This window comes from Salirhabdus euzebyi (assembly GCF_014207435.1).
GTDB classification, from domain to species: Bacteria; Bacillota; Bacilli; order Bacillales; family Alkalibacillaceae; genus Salirhabdus; species Salirhabdus euzebyi.
Genome location: NZ_JACHGH010000002.1, coordinates 196,539 through 211,690, shown reverse-complemented (window position 1 = coordinate 211,690; position 15,152 = coordinate 196,539). Strand labels below are relative to the sequence as shown.

The window sequence follows — 15,152 nt, the reverse complement described above, 5'->3', positions numbered from 1 at the left end:
AACAATACGTGATGGATGTTGGGGGTGAGTTCCTATGAGTTATAAAGAGTATTGGGAACGAATATTTGATAATAATGATAAGTTTAATTCGTTAGTTGATTCCTATTGGCAAGAATATTCTAGTTTTGGGAACTGGCAATTTTGGGTTGTAGTGTTCCTAATGGTTTTCCCTTTGTTATTACTTATTTTTATGGTGGATCGCAAAAGAATATTTGAGTTGTTTTTCTTTGGCTATACCGTTCACATCCTTTGGACATACATAGACATTATCCTAGAAAGACATAATTACTTAGTACATACCTATTTTTTATTACCACAATTACCTTTTGCATTAAATTTAACTGCTTCGACTCTACCTGTAGGATTTCTTCTCGTCTACCAATACTGTACGGAAAAAAAGAAAAATTTTTATCTGTATACCGTTATTTTAAGTGCTATTTTCACATTCGGTTTTGCTACTATTGAATCCTACCTCGGTTTAGTGGAGTTTAGAAAAGGTATGAACCAATTTTTTTTATTTCTCCTAGATCTAGGTATTGTCCTCGTTTCGTTTTGGTTTACAAGGATACTTTTAAAAATAAAGGAAAGGTAAGTAAGATAAATAAGTAGCTTCAATTCAATAAAATATGGGAAAAACATTACTTTTTCGCAAAAAAAGCAAAACATTTCCAACCGTTTATGGAAAAACCCAAATCACTTTCCGATTTGGGTTTTGACTGAAATGTAGTTAATTTTTCGTTAATCGTTGAATAATAGTCGCCAGTAATAACGTTCTTGGAACTAACGTATCTATTTCTAAGTATTCCTTTTCACTATGTGGATTTCCTCCAACAGGACCTAGTCCGTCAATTGTTGCTATTCCTAGAGCTGAAGTAAAGGATGCATCCGAACCTCCACCTGTTGCAGTGTCTTCAATTGTCACACCGATTTTTTCTCCAACCTCTTTTATGACACTTAGTAACGCTTCGGTCTTTTTGTTTTTTTCCATTGGAGGTCGATTAATTTCTCCCTCTAAAGAAATTTTCGTTCCGGAAACATCTGTCGTTGCACAAATTTCTTCTAATTTTTCTTCTAATGACTCAGCTTGATCCATTTCCGCTATACGAATATCAATATGTGCGACTGCGTGATCTGAAACCGTATTAACAGATGAGCCACCTTCAATTAAACCTACGTTTACACTAATTCCATTTTCAAGGTCAGAAAGCTCGTGAAGTTGAATAATCTTATGGGCAAGCTCTTCAATGGCGCTCCGGCCTTTTTCGGGTTCGATACCTGAATGAGCAGCTTTACCTACAACACTAATCGTATAGTTCCCTTTCCCTTTTCTTGAAGAAACAAGAGAACCATCTTTTCTAGCAGGTTCCATAACTAGTGCGTACTTTTTCCCTTTCGCTTGCTGTTCAATAAGGGGACGTGAAGTAATTGATCCCACTTCTTCATCACTATTTAAAACAATCTTCACATTTTTATAACTATGATGACCGGCATTGATTAAACCTTTTATCGCAAAAAGTAACGTTACTAGACTTGCTTTCATATCAATAACACCTGGGCCGAAAGCTCGATTTCCTTCTATTTTAAAAGGGCGTTCCGCAACTGTTCCTTCAGGAAAAACGGTATCCATATGGGCGAGTAGAATAATCTGGGGGTCTAATGCATCCTTGTGTTGTATCACGAGGTGGTTTCCATATTCCCTTTCGTTTTTAATACGCACGACAAAACCGAGTGCCTCATATTGCTGCTTGAGCATATTTCCAATCTCGTCTACTCCCTTTTTATGTAAGGAACCACTATCGATATTGACGAGTTGCTCTAATAATTTCAGCATTTCTGTTTCTTGTTGTTGTAAAAATATAAGCATACTTTCTCCTGTCTTTCTTTTCATTTTAAAAAAATGTCGAATTACATCTATATCTTATTATACTACTTTTCCTCAGACTAGGAGTTATTTTTACTATTAAGTTGAGAATTTGATAAGAAGGAAGGGTTAGTAACCAACACGGCAATATTAGAAAGACTCGGCTTGTCGCGAAGTCCTTATGGCGAAAGCCTTAGTTTTTCTTATACTTTGATCCTTTAACAAAGTTAAACCTTCTTAAAGTATAAAAAAGGCTATCCCAAGTGAAGGTCACTTACGAATAGCCCTTTTTCTCCAATCTTATGCTTTAATAATATACCCGCTTAATCAAAGTCCCAAACAGACATTTTTTGTTTTTTTAGATTTCCATATGGCACTAGTTTGTTCCGTGTCACTCGGTCGTTTTTAAATATGTCTTCCCATCTCGTTGTTCAATCTTCTTTTCTTTCATCAACTTGCCTAATGCACGCTTGAAAGCAGCTTTACTAATGTTAAAGGTGCCCAAAATATCTTCTGGGTCAGTTTTATCACTAAATGGAATTACGCCACCTTCTTCTTCTATGTACGCTAGAATCACGTCAGCATCCTCCAACATACCTTCCTGTTTCAAAGGACGTAAAGATAGATTTAATGTACCATCTGATTTTACGTCAATAACACGACCTTTTACCCATTCCCCAAGTCTCGGCTCTCTTTTTCGCTCTGTATGATGAATGAAACCACGGTAGCCTTCTTCTGTAATAATGGTTGTACCCTCTTTGTTCGCTCGGTAAACTCGTCCACTCATCGGGGTGTTCAATACCGACTCAGGGGCATGTTCCCAAGTCTCCTCAAAAACACTCTCTGTTGCTGGTATCGCTAATAATCTTCCCCTTTTGTCTGTACCTAGTTTCACAAAAAGTTCGTCCTCAACATCTGGCCACACATCTTCTAATAGGGGAAGATCATCCTTTGATACGAGAATTTCTTTTTGGATCCCAATATTAACAAAAACACCTAAGTTTCTAACAACTTCCACGACTTCTGCCCAGCCATATTCCTCAAAACGTATATCAGGTATGGTCATCGTTGCAACTATTTGCCCTTTTTTATCTTGATACAAAAAGACATCAACGTTTTGGCCTTCTTCTAGTTCGCCAGTAGCTTCTGTAATATGTAATAAATATTCATTTGCACCATCTGATAACACATAACCAGTATCAATTTTTCTTGCGACTGTTAGAATTTGAACCGTTCCTAACAAATTGTTCATATTAAAATCCTTCCTTTTATCTTTAGTATAGGGTCTGTTAACTTAAATCTTTATTTCCAATCTAGGCACTTCACACCTATAAATTCAAATGGAAAACCGTCCATTTTCCATTCAACTTCAATTTGCATACTAAATACGCTATTCTATATAGTATCAATATAATGGCTATAGTTCCAATGAAGGAGAATTATAATGAAAATTTTTGTGGATGCTGATGCATGTCCGGTAAAAGACATCATTATTTCTGAGGCCCGTACCTTTTCGGTTCCTGTTGTACTCGTGATGAGTTTTTCTCATTTTTCAAATTTAGATAACGAGCCCGGTGTAGAAACAATATATGTTGACGCTGGAGCAGATGCTGCCGATTATCGGATCATGCAGCTTTCGAAAAAAGAAGATTTTATTATTACCCAAGATTATGGTTTAGCTTCATTAGGATTAGGAAAAGGATGCCGCGTCCTTCACCATAAAGGGTTTGAATACTCTCATCAAAATATTGATCAACTACTTACGACCCGCCATGCTAACGCAAAAGCAAGGCGCAGTGGGTACAAGACAAAAGGCCCTAAAGCGTTCACCAATCAAGATCGAGAAACATTTAGGACCCTTTTACACAACGTATTGTCAAATGCCTAATTTTATTGTCCGAAATACTTTGAAGCCCAGTCTACTAACACACCGCCTAAATACACACCAAAGATACCGATAACACCTGTTAAGACAGGCGGTGCTGGTAATGGTAGACGAATAATCTTAAATAATACGCCAACGAAAACACCTGCTATTAAACTTAAAATAATTTCTTTCATGATGACTCTCTCCTACATATATGACTGATATTATTATTTTGCTAAATCTCTAACTTTATGCAAAGTGCACACTCTACAATAACATAATCCTACCATTAAAAGAAACATATTCCTTGTTAAATTAGTAAACACTTTGAACTAGTCCTGATTGGACATAATTAATCATGGAAGCATAATCATAAACAGGTAACTTTACTTTGTCTTGTAATGCTTTTGCGTAAGGTGGGAGCATACTACACTCCAATAAAATCATCTTCATACTAGGATGCTCTGTAACAAATTTTTCTGCTACATGTACCACCTCTTCCTCTACTTTCTGCTTATACAGAAAGCCAGATTCCTTGATAGCAAAGTCATGAAAATGCTTTTCTTTCTCCAATCCTTTTATGACAATAGGAAAGCTTTCATCAATTCCAATTGTTTGCAATAAACGTTGATCCAACAGGTTACTATTTGCTGTTATAACCCCTATTTTTTCTTTTTTCCCAATAAGATGTTTTAAAAAATGAAGCTGCAACAAACTTGTTAAGAAGACCGGAATCTTCAAATCATCGACTAATTTCTCCTGAAAAATAGCCATATACCCGCAATCACCAGTTATAGCCTTGACTCCATGTCGAGCTAGTTTATTTCCAGCTTCTAAAAGTGATTCATAATATAAATCATCTTCTTTCATCATCTTCTGAACGGTCAGGCCTTCTACTTTTTCATATCGTACTGGAAAAGAGAACGTATTTGCATTCCCTACATCTCCGGGAATAAAAGGTGTAAACGTATCTAACATAATAACTCCAATGGATTCTCCAAAATCCATTTGACCTTTCTTTGCATAATACTTCAACCTCAACACCTCATTTATTTCACATTAGAAAAACTTGGCTTGTCGCCAAGTCCTTATGGAGAAAGCCTTAGTTTTCTTATACTTTAATCCTTTAACAAATTTAAACTTTCTTAAAGTATAAAAAAGCCCCCAAAAAATTGGGGACTTTTAAAAAAATAAACCTTACGGATAAATCTTACTTATTCATGCTTTGTTGTGCAAAAGAAACTAGACGCTTCGTAATTTCACCGCCGACAGAACCATTAGCACGTGCAGTTTGATCCGCTCCTAATTGTACACCAAATTCTTGAGCAATCTCTTCCTTCATTTGGTTGATTGCACCTTCTGCACCAGGTACTACAAGTTGGTTGGAATTGTTAGAACGATTTTGTTGTTGCATGTCTAATGTCCTCCTTTGGTTTTTTTGTATTCGATGTTACATTAGTTAGCCTTATGGAGTATTTCAGTTTATATACAAATTTTAACCAGAAAATATTGGTAATGGGTTATTAAGTTTGAAACAACTCGCCTTCCAATGCCTTTATATAGCGGGTTGCAGACTTTTGAACTGCCTGATTAGCATTATTAAAAATTTTTCTATGAAACGCATTATATAATCGATTAAATGGAATCAGCTTCACTTTTTCCGCAATTTCTTCTACTTTTTTTATTGGTAGTGGAATTAAATTAGGATAGCTGTACATAAAGCTTACCCAATTCTGATCCGCGACCACTTGAATAATGTCTCCGGACAATAAACTACCTTTCCCTTCATTACCTTCGCTCCAATGGAGTACACTTCCCCCTTTAAAATGACCACCTAAACGGTATAATGTTAATCCTTCTTTTAAGGAAAATTCTTCACCTGACCAGAAATGTAAATTTTCATGAGGTCTTATAACCCATTGACGGTCATCCTCATGAAGATAAACAGGCACGTCAAAAATTTTTGCCCATTCCACTATGGTCGAGTAAAAATGCGGATGTGAAACAGCGATTGCATCAATTCCACCAAGATTCTTTATTTTACTTATGGTTTCATCATCCATATACGTAATACAGTCCCACAACACATTAAACCCATTATGTTGGACAAGATATGCTGTTTGTCCTATAGCAAACGTTGGATTTGTCGTTAGACTATACAGACCCTTTTCTTCTTTCACTATGTTATTGTTGTATAGATTGCTATTCTGCATTTCCTCTAAAGTAGTCCAGTTTTGACCGGATGGAAGGACATATTGTCTTTCTTCCTCACAAATAACACAACAACTTGGCTGTTCTCCTTGATCAGTGTATTGCACACCGCATGTTTGACAAATAAAGTTCGTCAATTTTATCTCCTCCTAAACTTCCATATCTTTATACTTATTGTAAAGAGGAGAAGGTGAAACCGAATCCACCTTATAGAGAATCTTTTTCTAAGACTTTTGACGGAAAATTTTTTTTCAACGTAAAAAGCTGACTGAATGTTTCAGCCAGCAACATCATGTTAACTAGGATCATTTTCATCTGAGGATAATGTTGTAACCGAAGTGAAATCCCCTTTTTCTACTTCTTCTTTTGTTGCTTCTTCCTTTAATTCATCCTCTGTATCGATACCCTCAGCAATTGTTGGTTCTACATCTTTTTTCTCTTTTTTCATTTTTTAAATTCCTCCTTTCCATCTTATTTTTCCGATATTTAAGTCATTCATCCTCAAAGAAGGTATTCTGCTGAAACAATTATAGAAGTTTTTCGTCTCATATTTATATAGGGGGAAAAATAATGAAAAAATTATTACTACTTTTTTTCGTAAGTGCTTTTTTTCTAGTATCCTGCGGAGGGAAAGACATTCCAGAAGTACATAATGATTATTTATTACAACATAACTGGCATATAAAGAAGTTCCAGAAAGCAGAAACAAAAGTATTAGATCATTTCCCAGAATATTATGAGTCTTTACGGATAGCAGATTTAGATTTAAAGGAATATGAAGGTAAAGAAGTAACAATTACTTCTTATTTATTAAAAGAAAAGCAAATAAATGGAGAAAAAATGACTGCTCACATATATGAGTATGATGGTGACATCATTGGTGGGCATGGTGTTTTGGCTAATTGGTCTCCAGGACTTTTTTCTTTAACAGATAAACAACGGTTGATGGATGAAGGCATAATGAAGAAATAAAAACTTATTTTGGATTGGACGTTATGTTAAAATTATAGGATGATTACAAGGATGGAGAGTAAATCAAATGGATGTTTGATTTTGCTCTCCACTTTCTATTGCTTTTATAGCTAATACAAAATACTTTAAAGTTGAGCTTAGGAGAGGGACTACATATGAACAAAAAAGACATAGCAAACATCCGAAAACAATTCAAAATAGACAATGATTTATTAAAAATTACTGAAATTTTTAATGTTTATATCATGAAGGAATCTAGTGAAATATATCATCAGCAGAGTCAACCATTTGAAATGCTGGACCAAGATCAACAAGAATTGTTTTTAAATAATTTTAAAAAGGTATTAACGGGTCAGATAGATGAAAAGTTGTTTGAGTTGAAATTTGAACGAGAAGCAGAAAATCACAGTCAGCTCATTCTTCATAAGGGTTTATTAAGCACGGACGTGGAAGACTGGAAGGAGCAAATGCTTCTTATGGTGGAAAAAATGCTTCAGGACCAACAATATGAAATGGATATCGTCGTCACCTTCATTCGAGGAGAATATTTGAAACCGATGAAACGCCGTAATGAGGAGTCCGAGGAAAGTGAACGTGATGCTGTTTATTCCCATTCCTTTATTCTTTGTAGTATCAATAAAACACAAGAACCAAAAAAAGAATTGCTTTTTGATTATGTCGAAAAAGAATTTAAGTATAATGTTGTTGTCGATCCTATCATTAACCTTAACGCCCCAGTAGCTGGATTTTTATTTCCGTGCTTTACAGACAATGCAGCAGATGTTAATCACATCCTATACTCGGCTGGCAAAGCAAATGAACCAGACCATCACTTCATTGAGAAAGTATTAAATGGACAGGAGACAATGACCGCAAAAGAAGATAAAGATGTTTTTGAAGGAATTGTAAGAGACGTTGTAGGACATGAGCTTAATACGTCAACGCTCGCCAACGTATATGAAGAAATCAACCGAGTAATCGAAGAAAATGAAGAGGAAGAAACACCAAAATTAGACTCAAAAGATGTAGAGCGGGTCTTGAAAATGAGTGGACTGGAAGAAGTAAATACAGAAAAAGTTCAATCAGCCTTCCAAAGAGTAATCGATGATGAAAAATATGAACTGAAAGCAAGCAGTATCTTACCAAAATATAAATCAAAATCCATCAAAATTAACACGAAGGTAGCTAACATTTCTATTAGCCCTCAAGATTTGAAATTTGTGAGACAAGTCCATTTTCATGGTAAGCGTTACTTAATGATTGAAGTAGAAGAAGATACTATTGTAGAAGGTTTTACAATGATTCCCGAAGCTATTACTGGTTTAAAGCCAAAGAGTGAATGACAAGTAAATTTATCAATTGAAATCCTTCTGCAATTGTTTCGAATGCAGAAGGATTTTACTTACCCCTTCGGCCCTCCTATCCTTTTATTAATCCATTTCTTAACAGAGAGTAAATAGCTGTTAACTTATATCCCTGTGAACACCGATTAGATTAAAGAAGGAATTTAATAATAATAAAGCCTCCTTAACTTGGGAAACATTTACAAGAGGTGATTTCATGGATAAGAAGGATATAAAACTAACCTCTTCAGAAATTGGTACACTGTGGGGGCAATATATGAACGGTACAGCTGTTGAAATTATAAACACATATATGCTGTCTATTATAGAAGATAAAAAAATTAAAGCCCTTTTTGAAAATGCCATGAGGACATTTGGTAAAAAAAAGAAACAGATTATAACCTTTCTTAAAAAGGATGGATTCCCAGTTCCGATTGGTTTTACAGACTCTGACCTTAATAAAGGAACAAAAAGATTGTTCTCAGACATATTTTGCTTACACTATTTACATATTATTACTTTACATGGACTATTAGGTCATACAACGTCGATAAGTTCTTTTATCAGAAAAGATCTAAGATATTTTTATGATTCTTGTGATAATGATGGAAAAAGAATGTACCATCAAACAACAGAGTTACTATTAGAAAAAAGGCATTTCCAAAGAGATCCTTACTTTTTTCCTGATGAAAATCCAGAATTTATTCAAGGTCAAGATTTTTTAGATGGATTTTTTGGGAACAAGCGTCCTTTAGCAGCTACAGAAATTATCGCTTTATGAATGAATATGAAAAAGAAAATATTAGGGAAGGCCCTTTCCATAGGTTTTAGCCAAGTTACCCAGTCAAGTGAAGTGAGGAAATTTTTCAAGTCAGCACAAAAAACTTCAGATGAACAGATTCAATCATTAGGTAAAATTCTACACCAAGATAATTTACCGATACCAATGTCCTGGGAATCGGAAGTGACGGATTCCACAGAATCCCCTTTTTCAGACAAACTAATGCTCTATCACACTGGATTCCTACTACAAACAGCACAGAATTATCACGGAGCAGGACTTGCTTCCGCTATGCGATCCGATCTTGCTATGACCTATGAAAAAATAATATTAAAAAACCTAAGTGTGACAAAACAATGGTTCAACATAATGACAAAAAACAAATGGTTAGAGCAACCACCACTTGCCCCAAATCGAAAAGAGCTTGCAAAGGATAAGTAAAGCGTTTAGTTCTCTATCAATAGATTTTAGATTGTTCTTCTATTTGATCAATATTTTAATGAAAAATGACTAACGAATATGCATAATTCGTTAGTCATTTGTTTTGTTTATTCTTTCGTTTCCAAGGGCTTTAATTTCGCTTCTATTTCTTCTCTTTTATCCTCAAAATAAGGAGGCAATGCTAAGGATTCCCCTAGCGTTTCAAATGGTTCATCGCTCTCAAACCCTGGTCCGTCCGTAGCTAACTCAAACAAAATCCCATTCGGCTCCCTAAAGTACAGAGATTTGAAATAATAGCGTTCTACAAAGCCTGAATTAGGGATTTTCAACTGATTTACTAGCTCTACCCACTTGTTTAATTCTTCTTCGTTTTCTACTCGAAAGGCAACGTGATGGACGCTACCTCTTCCTGGCCTTTCTCTTGGAAGATCAGAACGCTCTACTACATGAACTTCAGCACCTGTCCCACCTTCACCGGTTTCAAAGACACGGGTTTCATGCCCCAAAGAATTATATGACCGAGATTCACGATAGCCTAAAACATCCTTTAATATTTTCATCATTGCTTCCATATTCCCTACGGTTAACATGACAGGGCCTAGCCCAACAATACCATGTTCTTGTGGTACAGGGCTTTTGTCCCAAGGACATCCAGCAGCAACACCCGTATCATTTTCATCGGATACTAAGATTAATCGTTGCCCTTCAAAATCCCGGAAGGCAAGTGTTTGTCTCCCTGTATCTGTTGTTATATCATCATAGTCTACTCCGTGCTTTTTAAATCTTTCCTTCCAATATTGTAAAGAGGCATCGCTTGGAACACGCAAAGAAGTACCTGTAATAGCGTTCCTTCCTCCGTACGTTTGTCCAGCACGTGGAATTTCAAAAAAAGTTAAGTCTGTACCTGGGGTTCCTCTTTCATCCGCATAAAACAAATGATAAACAGACGTATCATCTTGATTCACCGTTTTTTTAACGAGTCTCATACCCAGTATTTTCGTATAAAAGTCATAATTCCTTTTCGCATCTGCTGTGATTGCAGAAACGTGATGCTGTCCTTTTAAAGGTTTTAGTGTCATTCCTACACACCTTTCTTGATTACTATAATTACCGATTTTAATGTCTTACTAAGCTTTAATTACTTTTACTTTTTATTCATCACAAGAACAGTCCCCAAGCTAAAACATAAAGTAATACCTGTCGTTATTGTAAAATTATTTTGCTACTCATTGTCAACTCCCAAACATATCATTGGTTAGATTTTAACATAAACCATTTACGAAAAGTAAGTAACGCGTGTTTTTACACTAAGTAAATTTTAAAAAATGAATAAAAAAAGACCGTATTTACGATCTAATTAGGTAGAAATTTAGTTTTTCTTTTTGTTTTTTGTTTATCTAATTTTCTACTTATATACACCCTCTTGTCTTTTATCTACATATTTTTCCATACGAATGTCCGCCCACTTTTTTCCTTGCCAAAATGTAAAGTTTTCTATACGACCAATTTCTTTGTAACCTAGTTTTTGATAAAGTTTTACAGCGTTTTTATTAAATTCAAAAACACCTAATTCAATTCGTTTAAGCCCCTGCTTCTGAATCTGTTTCTCCAAATATTGAATGGCAACATATCCGATACCTTTACCTCGTCCTTCCGCTTCCCCGATGGTAATTGCAATCCATGCTGATCCCGTCTCCTTTTTAATAAGATGACCTGGATCGACCATATAATTCATTTCACCTACAAGTCTGTCGTCTAGATATATTAAGTAAATTTGATGATTCTCCAACCTTTTAGTCAGGTCATCTAGGGTCAATTTGTTTCGACAATCTAGTTCTGATTTATTTTGGTTAGGGCGAATCAACGGTATTAAAGTAGGATCATTCTCCCAATTATTTAACATTTTTACTAAGGTATTATTTGGTTTGGTTAATTTTCGAAAATGAATATTCATCGCTTTCTCCTATCTAGTAGTAAAAATTACCACCTTTCTTACTATTTTTCTATTATATCAAACCCTACCTTTTTTCAATGTTATTAACTTATGTTTCGTTTTGATTTTCTTCTTTATCTTCTTACCGATTTTTTAATTGTTAGGAAAATAGCCATAACTAATAAGATTAATCCCCCATAGTAAAACCCGTTTCCTAGTAATTTTGAAAATGTTCCTTGCCATCCTTGCATAAGTGTTAATTTCCCATAAATGATAGAAGTAAAAGATAAAACGTACAAAACGACAACCATTTTTAACTCATCCCTTCTTTTTTATTGATAATGATTTGTTTTTTAGTCCGTTATTCTTTTAGCTGTTTTTATCATTATATGATGGTACATCTATTTCTTTCTTAAAATATAGGATAAAAGCTGCAAGAGAAAAAACTAGTAATAAAAACAGGCCTGCCTTCTTTTTTCGAAGACAAGCCTTATTCGATACTATTCAATAATTTTCCCTGGTTTGGAAACTTTTTTTGTTTCGACCCATTCTCGATTACTTTTTTCGATGTAATGGATGACATTTGTTCCGTCTTTTTTCTTTTGGATAATCATGCCGTGATTATCTTGTAGAAGTAAGATTGGTATAATATCACCAACCTCCTGTCCTCGGAGTACTTGTTCGGTGATTTTAAAAAGTTCATGATAATTGGATTCTTGTTCAAAGACCTTCCCCAATTCGATTTCCTTATAGGTAGAAAAGTCTTCATCAAATGATTTCTCGATATCTTGTTTTACTGTTTCTAGCAAATCTTTATTGTTTTCAAGTATGTTTGGATCTATATTATCAGGTAACAAACCTTTTAAATTCGGAATAAATTTTGTACGATTTATAGGGACATTTATATTTAGTTCATTTGGATACAAGTAATGTACAACTTCATTGTTTGCGTTATATGTTTCAAATTTCACCAGAATACCGGTATCCCTATCTACCCAAAACCGAAAAGTATTTGAGTCATGTTTAGTTGCTGCATATTTATCTAATGTACCCTTTAATACAATAGTATTGTGTCCAACAACTTCTTCATTTTGTTTCTCAATTTCCCACCTTTCGTAATCTCTTGTATAGTTGGATGCTAACTCATAAGGGAATAGAGAGAGTTGAGCATTCCCTATATGTGGTCGACTATTAAAAGTGGTAACGTTATCTCCGTCACTATTTGTATGGAATGCAGATTCAACACTAATTGTTCTAGCTCCTGGATTGACATTTTTAAACGATGTTGACTGTTTATACGTTTTGATGTTTTCATTTATCTGCCAAAGAAATTCATCATTGTAATACGTAAAATGTGTGTTTTTTGATTGCTCTTTAAGGTCAGTTGTTACTACTTTGCTATAGCCACCGTAATTTTTTGTTAAACTTAATTCATATTCAACGTTATATTGTTGTAATGTGTTTCGATAAGTGAAAGATCCTTGAGCTGTTTCAAAGTTATTAATTGTATTCAGCATTTTTGTAAGAATCTCTTCTTCTGTCATTTTCTCCTTATATTCTTCTTGTTTAGGAGGGGTATAAATAACGTCTTCTTTATCAGGTTCAACTGGATTTTCTATTGTGTTACTGTCAGGGGAAATATTTGCTTTATTTTCTATCGGTTCATTTCTTTCTGAAAATAATCCAGATTCCTTTCCAACAAAGTAAACAAGACCTAACAGGATGCCAGACGTTACAACGGTACTCAAACATATATAATAAATCTTAGTCATTTTCCCTTTTCTAGGGTTCTGTAATGTATTTAATTCGTTAAAAACATTTTGCATATGTTTTTCTTCAAAACGAACATCTTTAAGCACCGTTTCATTCATCTTCTCTTTTAAATTGTCCAAACCGTTACTCAAAGACAGTACCTCCCATCATTTTCTTAAGCCTTTGTCTTGAACGGACCAACCTAGACTTTACTGTATTTATATTGATATTTAATAGACTCGCTACCTCTTCTATCTTAAGCTCTTCGTAATAGTACATAATGACGACCTCGCGAAGTTTTATCGGTAAGGATAAAACAGTTTGTGATATCTGTCTATTTTTTTCATTTGTTATGGAAATTTGTTCTGGAGTACTTCCTGATACGGGGTTACTCTTGGGATGAAAAAACTCGACTGGTTTTACATTTTTAAAATTCCAGCTTTTTAATACGTCCTTACATTTATTCACAGTAATTCGGTACAGCCATGACTTATACGAGCTTTCCTGCCTGAAATCATCTAACTTTTGATAACATTTCACAAAAACATCTTGGGCTACATCTTCTGCAAGTGATTTATCTTTTACATATGTATAAGCAAGCCTAATAACATGTTGGCCATACTCCTCCATTAGCCACTTAAGTACTTCTTCTTTATTAATTACATTGCAATTCATTTCTTCATGTATCCTGCTGTCATAAATCCTTTTTTGCATTCATTTATTCACCTCTTTCAAAGAGTTTAATGGTTAGACGATTTAAGTTAAAAAATAGTTCACTTATTAAATGAAAAATTAATAATCTATTTTTACATATAAAAACTGCACCCTAATTGTCAGTTTGTGCCCAACAATTTTGATGCAGTACATAAAAAGTTTAAAACCCGGAACAATTAGTGGCTTTATGAAACAGGATACTGATTCCACCATTTTAATATTTTCCGCTCCTTATTTATATCCATTCCAGCTTTTCTTTCGTAATTTGTACGTGTAGATTCCCAGGTTAACGTGTCACGAATGGTTTCTTTTAATGGTCTACATGTTAACCCTCTCTTTTCCGCTTTCTCTATATTCATAGAAAGGAAGCCAGACATATTCCATTTATCAGGTAGCCATAGAGGAAGTTCTGTCCAAGGTTTAATGTCTTTATCCAAAAGAAAGTCTTCACTTACCCAAGTATATGTAGTATTACTATTTGTTAATTTTTTACATTCTTCTAAAAAACGTTCCATCGTTAAGGTGAAGTGAGGACCAGTTGCGTTAAAAACTCCAATCACATTCGTTTCCACCATTTTTATTATCCATTCCGCTAAATCTCTTACATCAATGAATTGGATTTCTTTGTCTTTTCTCCCCGGTGCTAGGACTTCTCCCCCCTTGGCCACTCGGTTTACCCAATAAGAAAATCTATCAGAATAATCAAATGGACCGACGATAAGACCAGCACGAACAACTAAATTACGAGAAGGCATGATCCTCTCTAACTCTTGTTCGCATAAAGCTTTTAAATGTCCGTAATATTCGTTATAAATAGGACCAGCTGTTCCTTCAGTCATCTCCTCTGCTTTTTCCATAGAAAGTTTATTAATCGAATGGTTTTCATCAATTCCCTTTTCCTCTAAATTATTATAAACCGAGCCACTAGATATAAAAGTATAGTGTCCTATTTCTTTTGATAAAAGTTCTGCTGATTCTCTGACTGTTCGGGGAACGAAACCACAAGTATCAATGACAGCATCCCACTTACGTCCTTCTAAATTTTTTAAATCCCCATTTCGATCACCCATTAGTTTTTCAACATCCGGAAATAAATCAGGATTCTCTTTTCCGCGATTAAATAAAGTGACTTCATGCCCTCTTTTACGAGCATTTTCGGTAAGAAAACGTCCTAAAAATCTAGTACCACCTAATATTAGTATTTTCATTACATTTCTCCTCCACGTCGTTAATTACACGGATTAGTGCTTTCCCATATACTAAAATCCGTTCTTGTT

General features: G+C 34.7%; 17 protein-coding genes and 1 pseudogene. 5 read left to right on the top strand and 13 right to left on the bottom strand.

Annotation, left to right across the window (positions count from 1 at the left end; all coding sequences use genetic code 11):
• Positions 1–34: 34 nt before the first annotated feature.
• A complete protein-coding gene (locus HNQ94_RS04140) occupies positions 35–592 on the top strand; it encodes a hypothetical protein (protein ID WP_174494939.1) in 558 nt (185 codons plus the stop codon).
• 135 nt (positions 593–727) lie between these two features.
• On the opposite strand, the gene HNQ94_RS04135 is transcribed toward HNQ94_RS04140, so the two are convergent.
• Entirely contained in the window at positions 728–1,864 is a 1,137-nt protein-coding gene (locus HNQ94_RS04135) for a M20 family metallopeptidase (protein WP_174494940.1), read from the bottom strand.
• 388 nt (positions 1,865–2,252) lie between these two features.
• Positions 2,253–3,113: a CvfB family protein gene (locus HNQ94_RS04130; RefSeq protein ID WP_174494941.1), complete on the bottom strand. Its 861-nt coding sequence runs from the start codon at positions 3,111–3,113 to the stop codon at positions 2,253–2,255.
• A 192-nt stretch (positions 3,114–3,305) separates the two neighbouring features.
• Here HNQ94_RS04130 and HNQ94_RS04125 point away from each other — a divergent pair, with 192 nt between their 5' ends.
• A complete protein-coding gene (locus HNQ94_RS04125; protein WP_174494942.1) occupies positions 3,306–3,749 on the top strand; it encodes a YaiI/YqxD family protein in 444 nt (147 codons plus the stop codon).
• A 2-nt stretch (positions 3,750–3,751) separates the two neighbouring features.
• Here HNQ94_RS04125 and HNQ94_RS04120 read toward each other — a convergent pair whose 3' ends face one another.
• From HNQ94_RS04120 to HNQ94_RS04100, 5 genes are all read right to left on the bottom strand, one after another.
• A complete protein-coding gene (locus HNQ94_RS04120) occupies positions 3,752–3,922 on the bottom strand; it encodes a XapX domain-containing protein (protein WP_174494943.1) in 171 nt (56 codons plus the stop codon).
• Between the two features lie 121 nt (positions 3,923–4,043).
• The gene (locus HNQ94_RS04115; protein ID WP_174494944.1) at positions 4,044–4,763 is read right to left on the bottom strand and encodes an aspartate/glutamate racemase family protein; all 720 of its coding nucleotides are present in this window, start codon (positions 4,761–4,763) and stop codon (positions 4,044–4,046) included.
• Positions 4,764–4,938: 175 nt separating this feature from the next.
• Positions 4,939–5,142, bottom strand: coding sequence for an alpha/beta-type small acid-soluble spore protein (locus HNQ94_RS04110; protein ID WP_174494945.1), 204 nt, complete (start codon positions 5,140–5,142; stop codon positions 4,939–4,941).
• Positions 5,143–5,251: 109 nt separating this feature from the next.
• Positions 5,252–6,076: an MBL fold metallo-hydrolase gene (locus tag HNQ94_RS04105; protein ID WP_174494946.1), complete on the bottom strand. Its 825-nt coding sequence runs from the start codon at positions 6,074–6,076 to the stop codon at positions 5,252–5,254.
• A 158-nt stretch (positions 6,077–6,234) separates the two neighbouring features.
• Positions 6,235–6,387, bottom strand: a complete 153-nt coding sequence (locus HNQ94_RS04100) for a hypothetical protein (RefSeq protein WP_174494947.1) — start codon at positions 6,385–6,387, stop codon at positions 6,235–6,237.
• A 122-nt stretch (positions 6,388–6,509) separates the two neighbouring features.
• Here HNQ94_RS04100 and HNQ94_RS04095 point away from each other — a divergent pair, with 122 nt between their 5' ends.
• The 3 genes and pseudogenes from HNQ94_RS04095 to HNQ94_RS04085 all read left to right on the top strand — a co-directional run bounded on the left by HNQ94_RS04095 (position 6,510) and on the right by HNQ94_RS04085 (position 9,476).
• Positions 6,510–6,911, top strand: coding sequence for a DUF4830 domain-containing protein (locus tag HNQ94_RS04095; RefSeq protein ID WP_174494948.1), 402 nt, complete (start codon positions 6,510–6,512; stop codon positions 6,909–6,911).
• A gap of 155 nt (positions 6,912–7,066) precedes the next feature.
• Positions 7,067–8,254 carry a DUF4317 domain-containing protein gene (locus tag HNQ94_RS04090; RefSeq protein WP_174494949.1) on the top strand — a complete coding sequence of 396 codons (1,188 nt, stop codon included), beginning with the start codon at positions 7,067–7,069 and terminating at the stop codon, positions 8,252–8,254.
• A 217-nt stretch (positions 8,255–8,471) separates the two neighbouring features.
• Positions 8,472–9,476, top strand: a pseudogene (locus HNQ94_RS04085) (DUF3231 family protein).
• 107 nt (positions 9,477–9,583) lie between these two features.
• On the opposite strand, the gene HNQ94_RS04080 reads toward HNQ94_RS04085, so the two are convergent.
• The 6 genes from HNQ94_RS04080 to HNQ94_RS04055 form a co-directional block, all read right to left on the bottom strand.
• Positions 9,584–10,555 (bottom strand): ring-cleaving dioxygenase, encoded by a 972-nt coding sequence (locus HNQ94_RS04080; protein ID WP_174494950.1) that lies wholly within the window; start codon positions 10,553–10,555, stop codon positions 9,584–9,586.
• 326 nt (positions 10,556–10,881) lie between these two features.
• Complete coding sequence (locus HNQ94_RS04075; protein WP_174494951.1) at positions 10,882–11,430, bottom strand: GNAT family N-acetyltransferase; 549 nt, start codon at positions 11,428–11,430, stop codon at positions 10,882–10,884.
• A gap of 113 nt (positions 11,431–11,543) precedes the next feature.
• Complete coding sequence (locus tag HNQ94_RS04070; RefSeq protein ID WP_174494952.1) at positions 11,544–11,720, bottom strand: hypothetical protein; 177 nt, start codon at positions 11,718–11,720, stop codon at positions 11,544–11,546.
• A 189-nt stretch (positions 11,721–11,909) separates the two neighbouring features.
• Entirely contained in the window at positions 11,910–13,313 is a 1,404-nt protein-coding gene (locus HNQ94_RS04065) for a hypothetical protein (protein WP_174494953.1), read from the bottom strand.
• On the bottom strand, positions 13,306–13,875 hold the full coding sequence (locus HNQ94_RS04060) for a sigma-70 family RNA polymerase sigma factor (RefSeq protein WP_174494954.1): 570 nt from the start codon (positions 13,873–13,875) through the stop codon (positions 13,306–13,308). The genes HNQ94_RS04065 and HNQ94_RS04060 overlap by 8 nt, the downstream gene beginning before the upstream one ends.
• Before the next feature lie 185 nt (positions 13,876–14,060).
• Positions 14,061–15,083 (bottom strand): SDR family oxidoreductase, encoded by a 1,023-nt coding sequence (locus HNQ94_RS04055; RefSeq protein ID WP_174494955.1) that lies wholly within the window; start codon positions 15,081–15,083, stop codon positions 14,061–14,063.
• Positions 15,084–15,152 lie beyond the last annotated feature (69 nt).

Coding starts and splice junctions, on each gene's coding strand:
- HNQ94_RS04080 (WP_174494950.1), bottom strand. CDS start 10,555: ATGACACTAAAACCTTTAAAAGGACAGCATCACGTTTCTGCAATCACA.
- HNQ94_RS04120 (WP_174494943.1), bottom strand. CDS start 3,922: ATGAAAGAAATTATTTTAAGTTTAATAGCAGGTGTTTTCGTTGGCGTA.
- HNQ94_RS04135 (WP_174494940.1), bottom strand. CDS start 1,864: ATGCTTATATTTTTACAACAACAAGAAACAGAAATGCTGAAATTATTA.
- HNQ94_RS04090 (WP_174494949.1), top strand. CDS start 7,067: ATGAACAAAAAAGACATAGCAAACATCCGAAAACAATTCAAAATAGAC.
- HNQ94_RS04095 (WP_174494948.1), top strand. CDS start 6,510: ATGAAAAAATTATTACTACTTTTTTTCGTAAGTGCTTTTTTTCTAGTA.
- HNQ94_RS04125 (WP_174494942.1), top strand. CDS start 3,306: ATGAAAATTTTTGTGGATGCTGATGCATGTCCGGTAAAAGACATCATT.
- HNQ94_RS04060 (WP_174494954.1), bottom strand. CDS start 13,875: ATGCAAAAAAGGATTTATGACAGCAGGATACATGAAGAAATGAATTGC.
- HNQ94_RS04075 (WP_174494951.1), bottom strand. CDS start 11,430: ATGAATATTCATTTTCGAAAATTAACCAAACCAAATAATACCTTAGTA.
- HNQ94_RS04130 (WP_174494941.1), bottom strand. CDS start 3,113: ATGAACAATTTGTTAGGAACGGTTCAAATTCTAACAGTCGCAAGAAAA.
- HNQ94_RS04140 (WP_174494939.1), top strand. CDS start 35: ATGAGTTATAAAGAGTATTGGGAACGAATATTTGATAATAATGATAAG.
- HNQ94_RS04110 (WP_174494945.1), bottom strand. CDS start 5,142: ATGCAACAACAAAATCGTTCTAACAATTCCAACCAACTTGTAGTACCT.
- HNQ94_RS04100 (WP_174494947.1), bottom strand. CDS start 6,387: ATGAAAAAAGAGAAAAAAGATGTAGAACCAACAATTGCTGAGGGTATC.
- HNQ94_RS04070 (WP_174494952.1), bottom strand. CDS start 11,720: ATGGTTGTCGTTTTGTACGTTTTATCTTTTACTTCTATCATTTATGGG.
- HNQ94_RS04055 (WP_174494955.1), bottom strand. CDS start 15,083: ATGAAAATACTAATATTAGGTGGTACTAGATTTTTAGGACGTTTTCTT.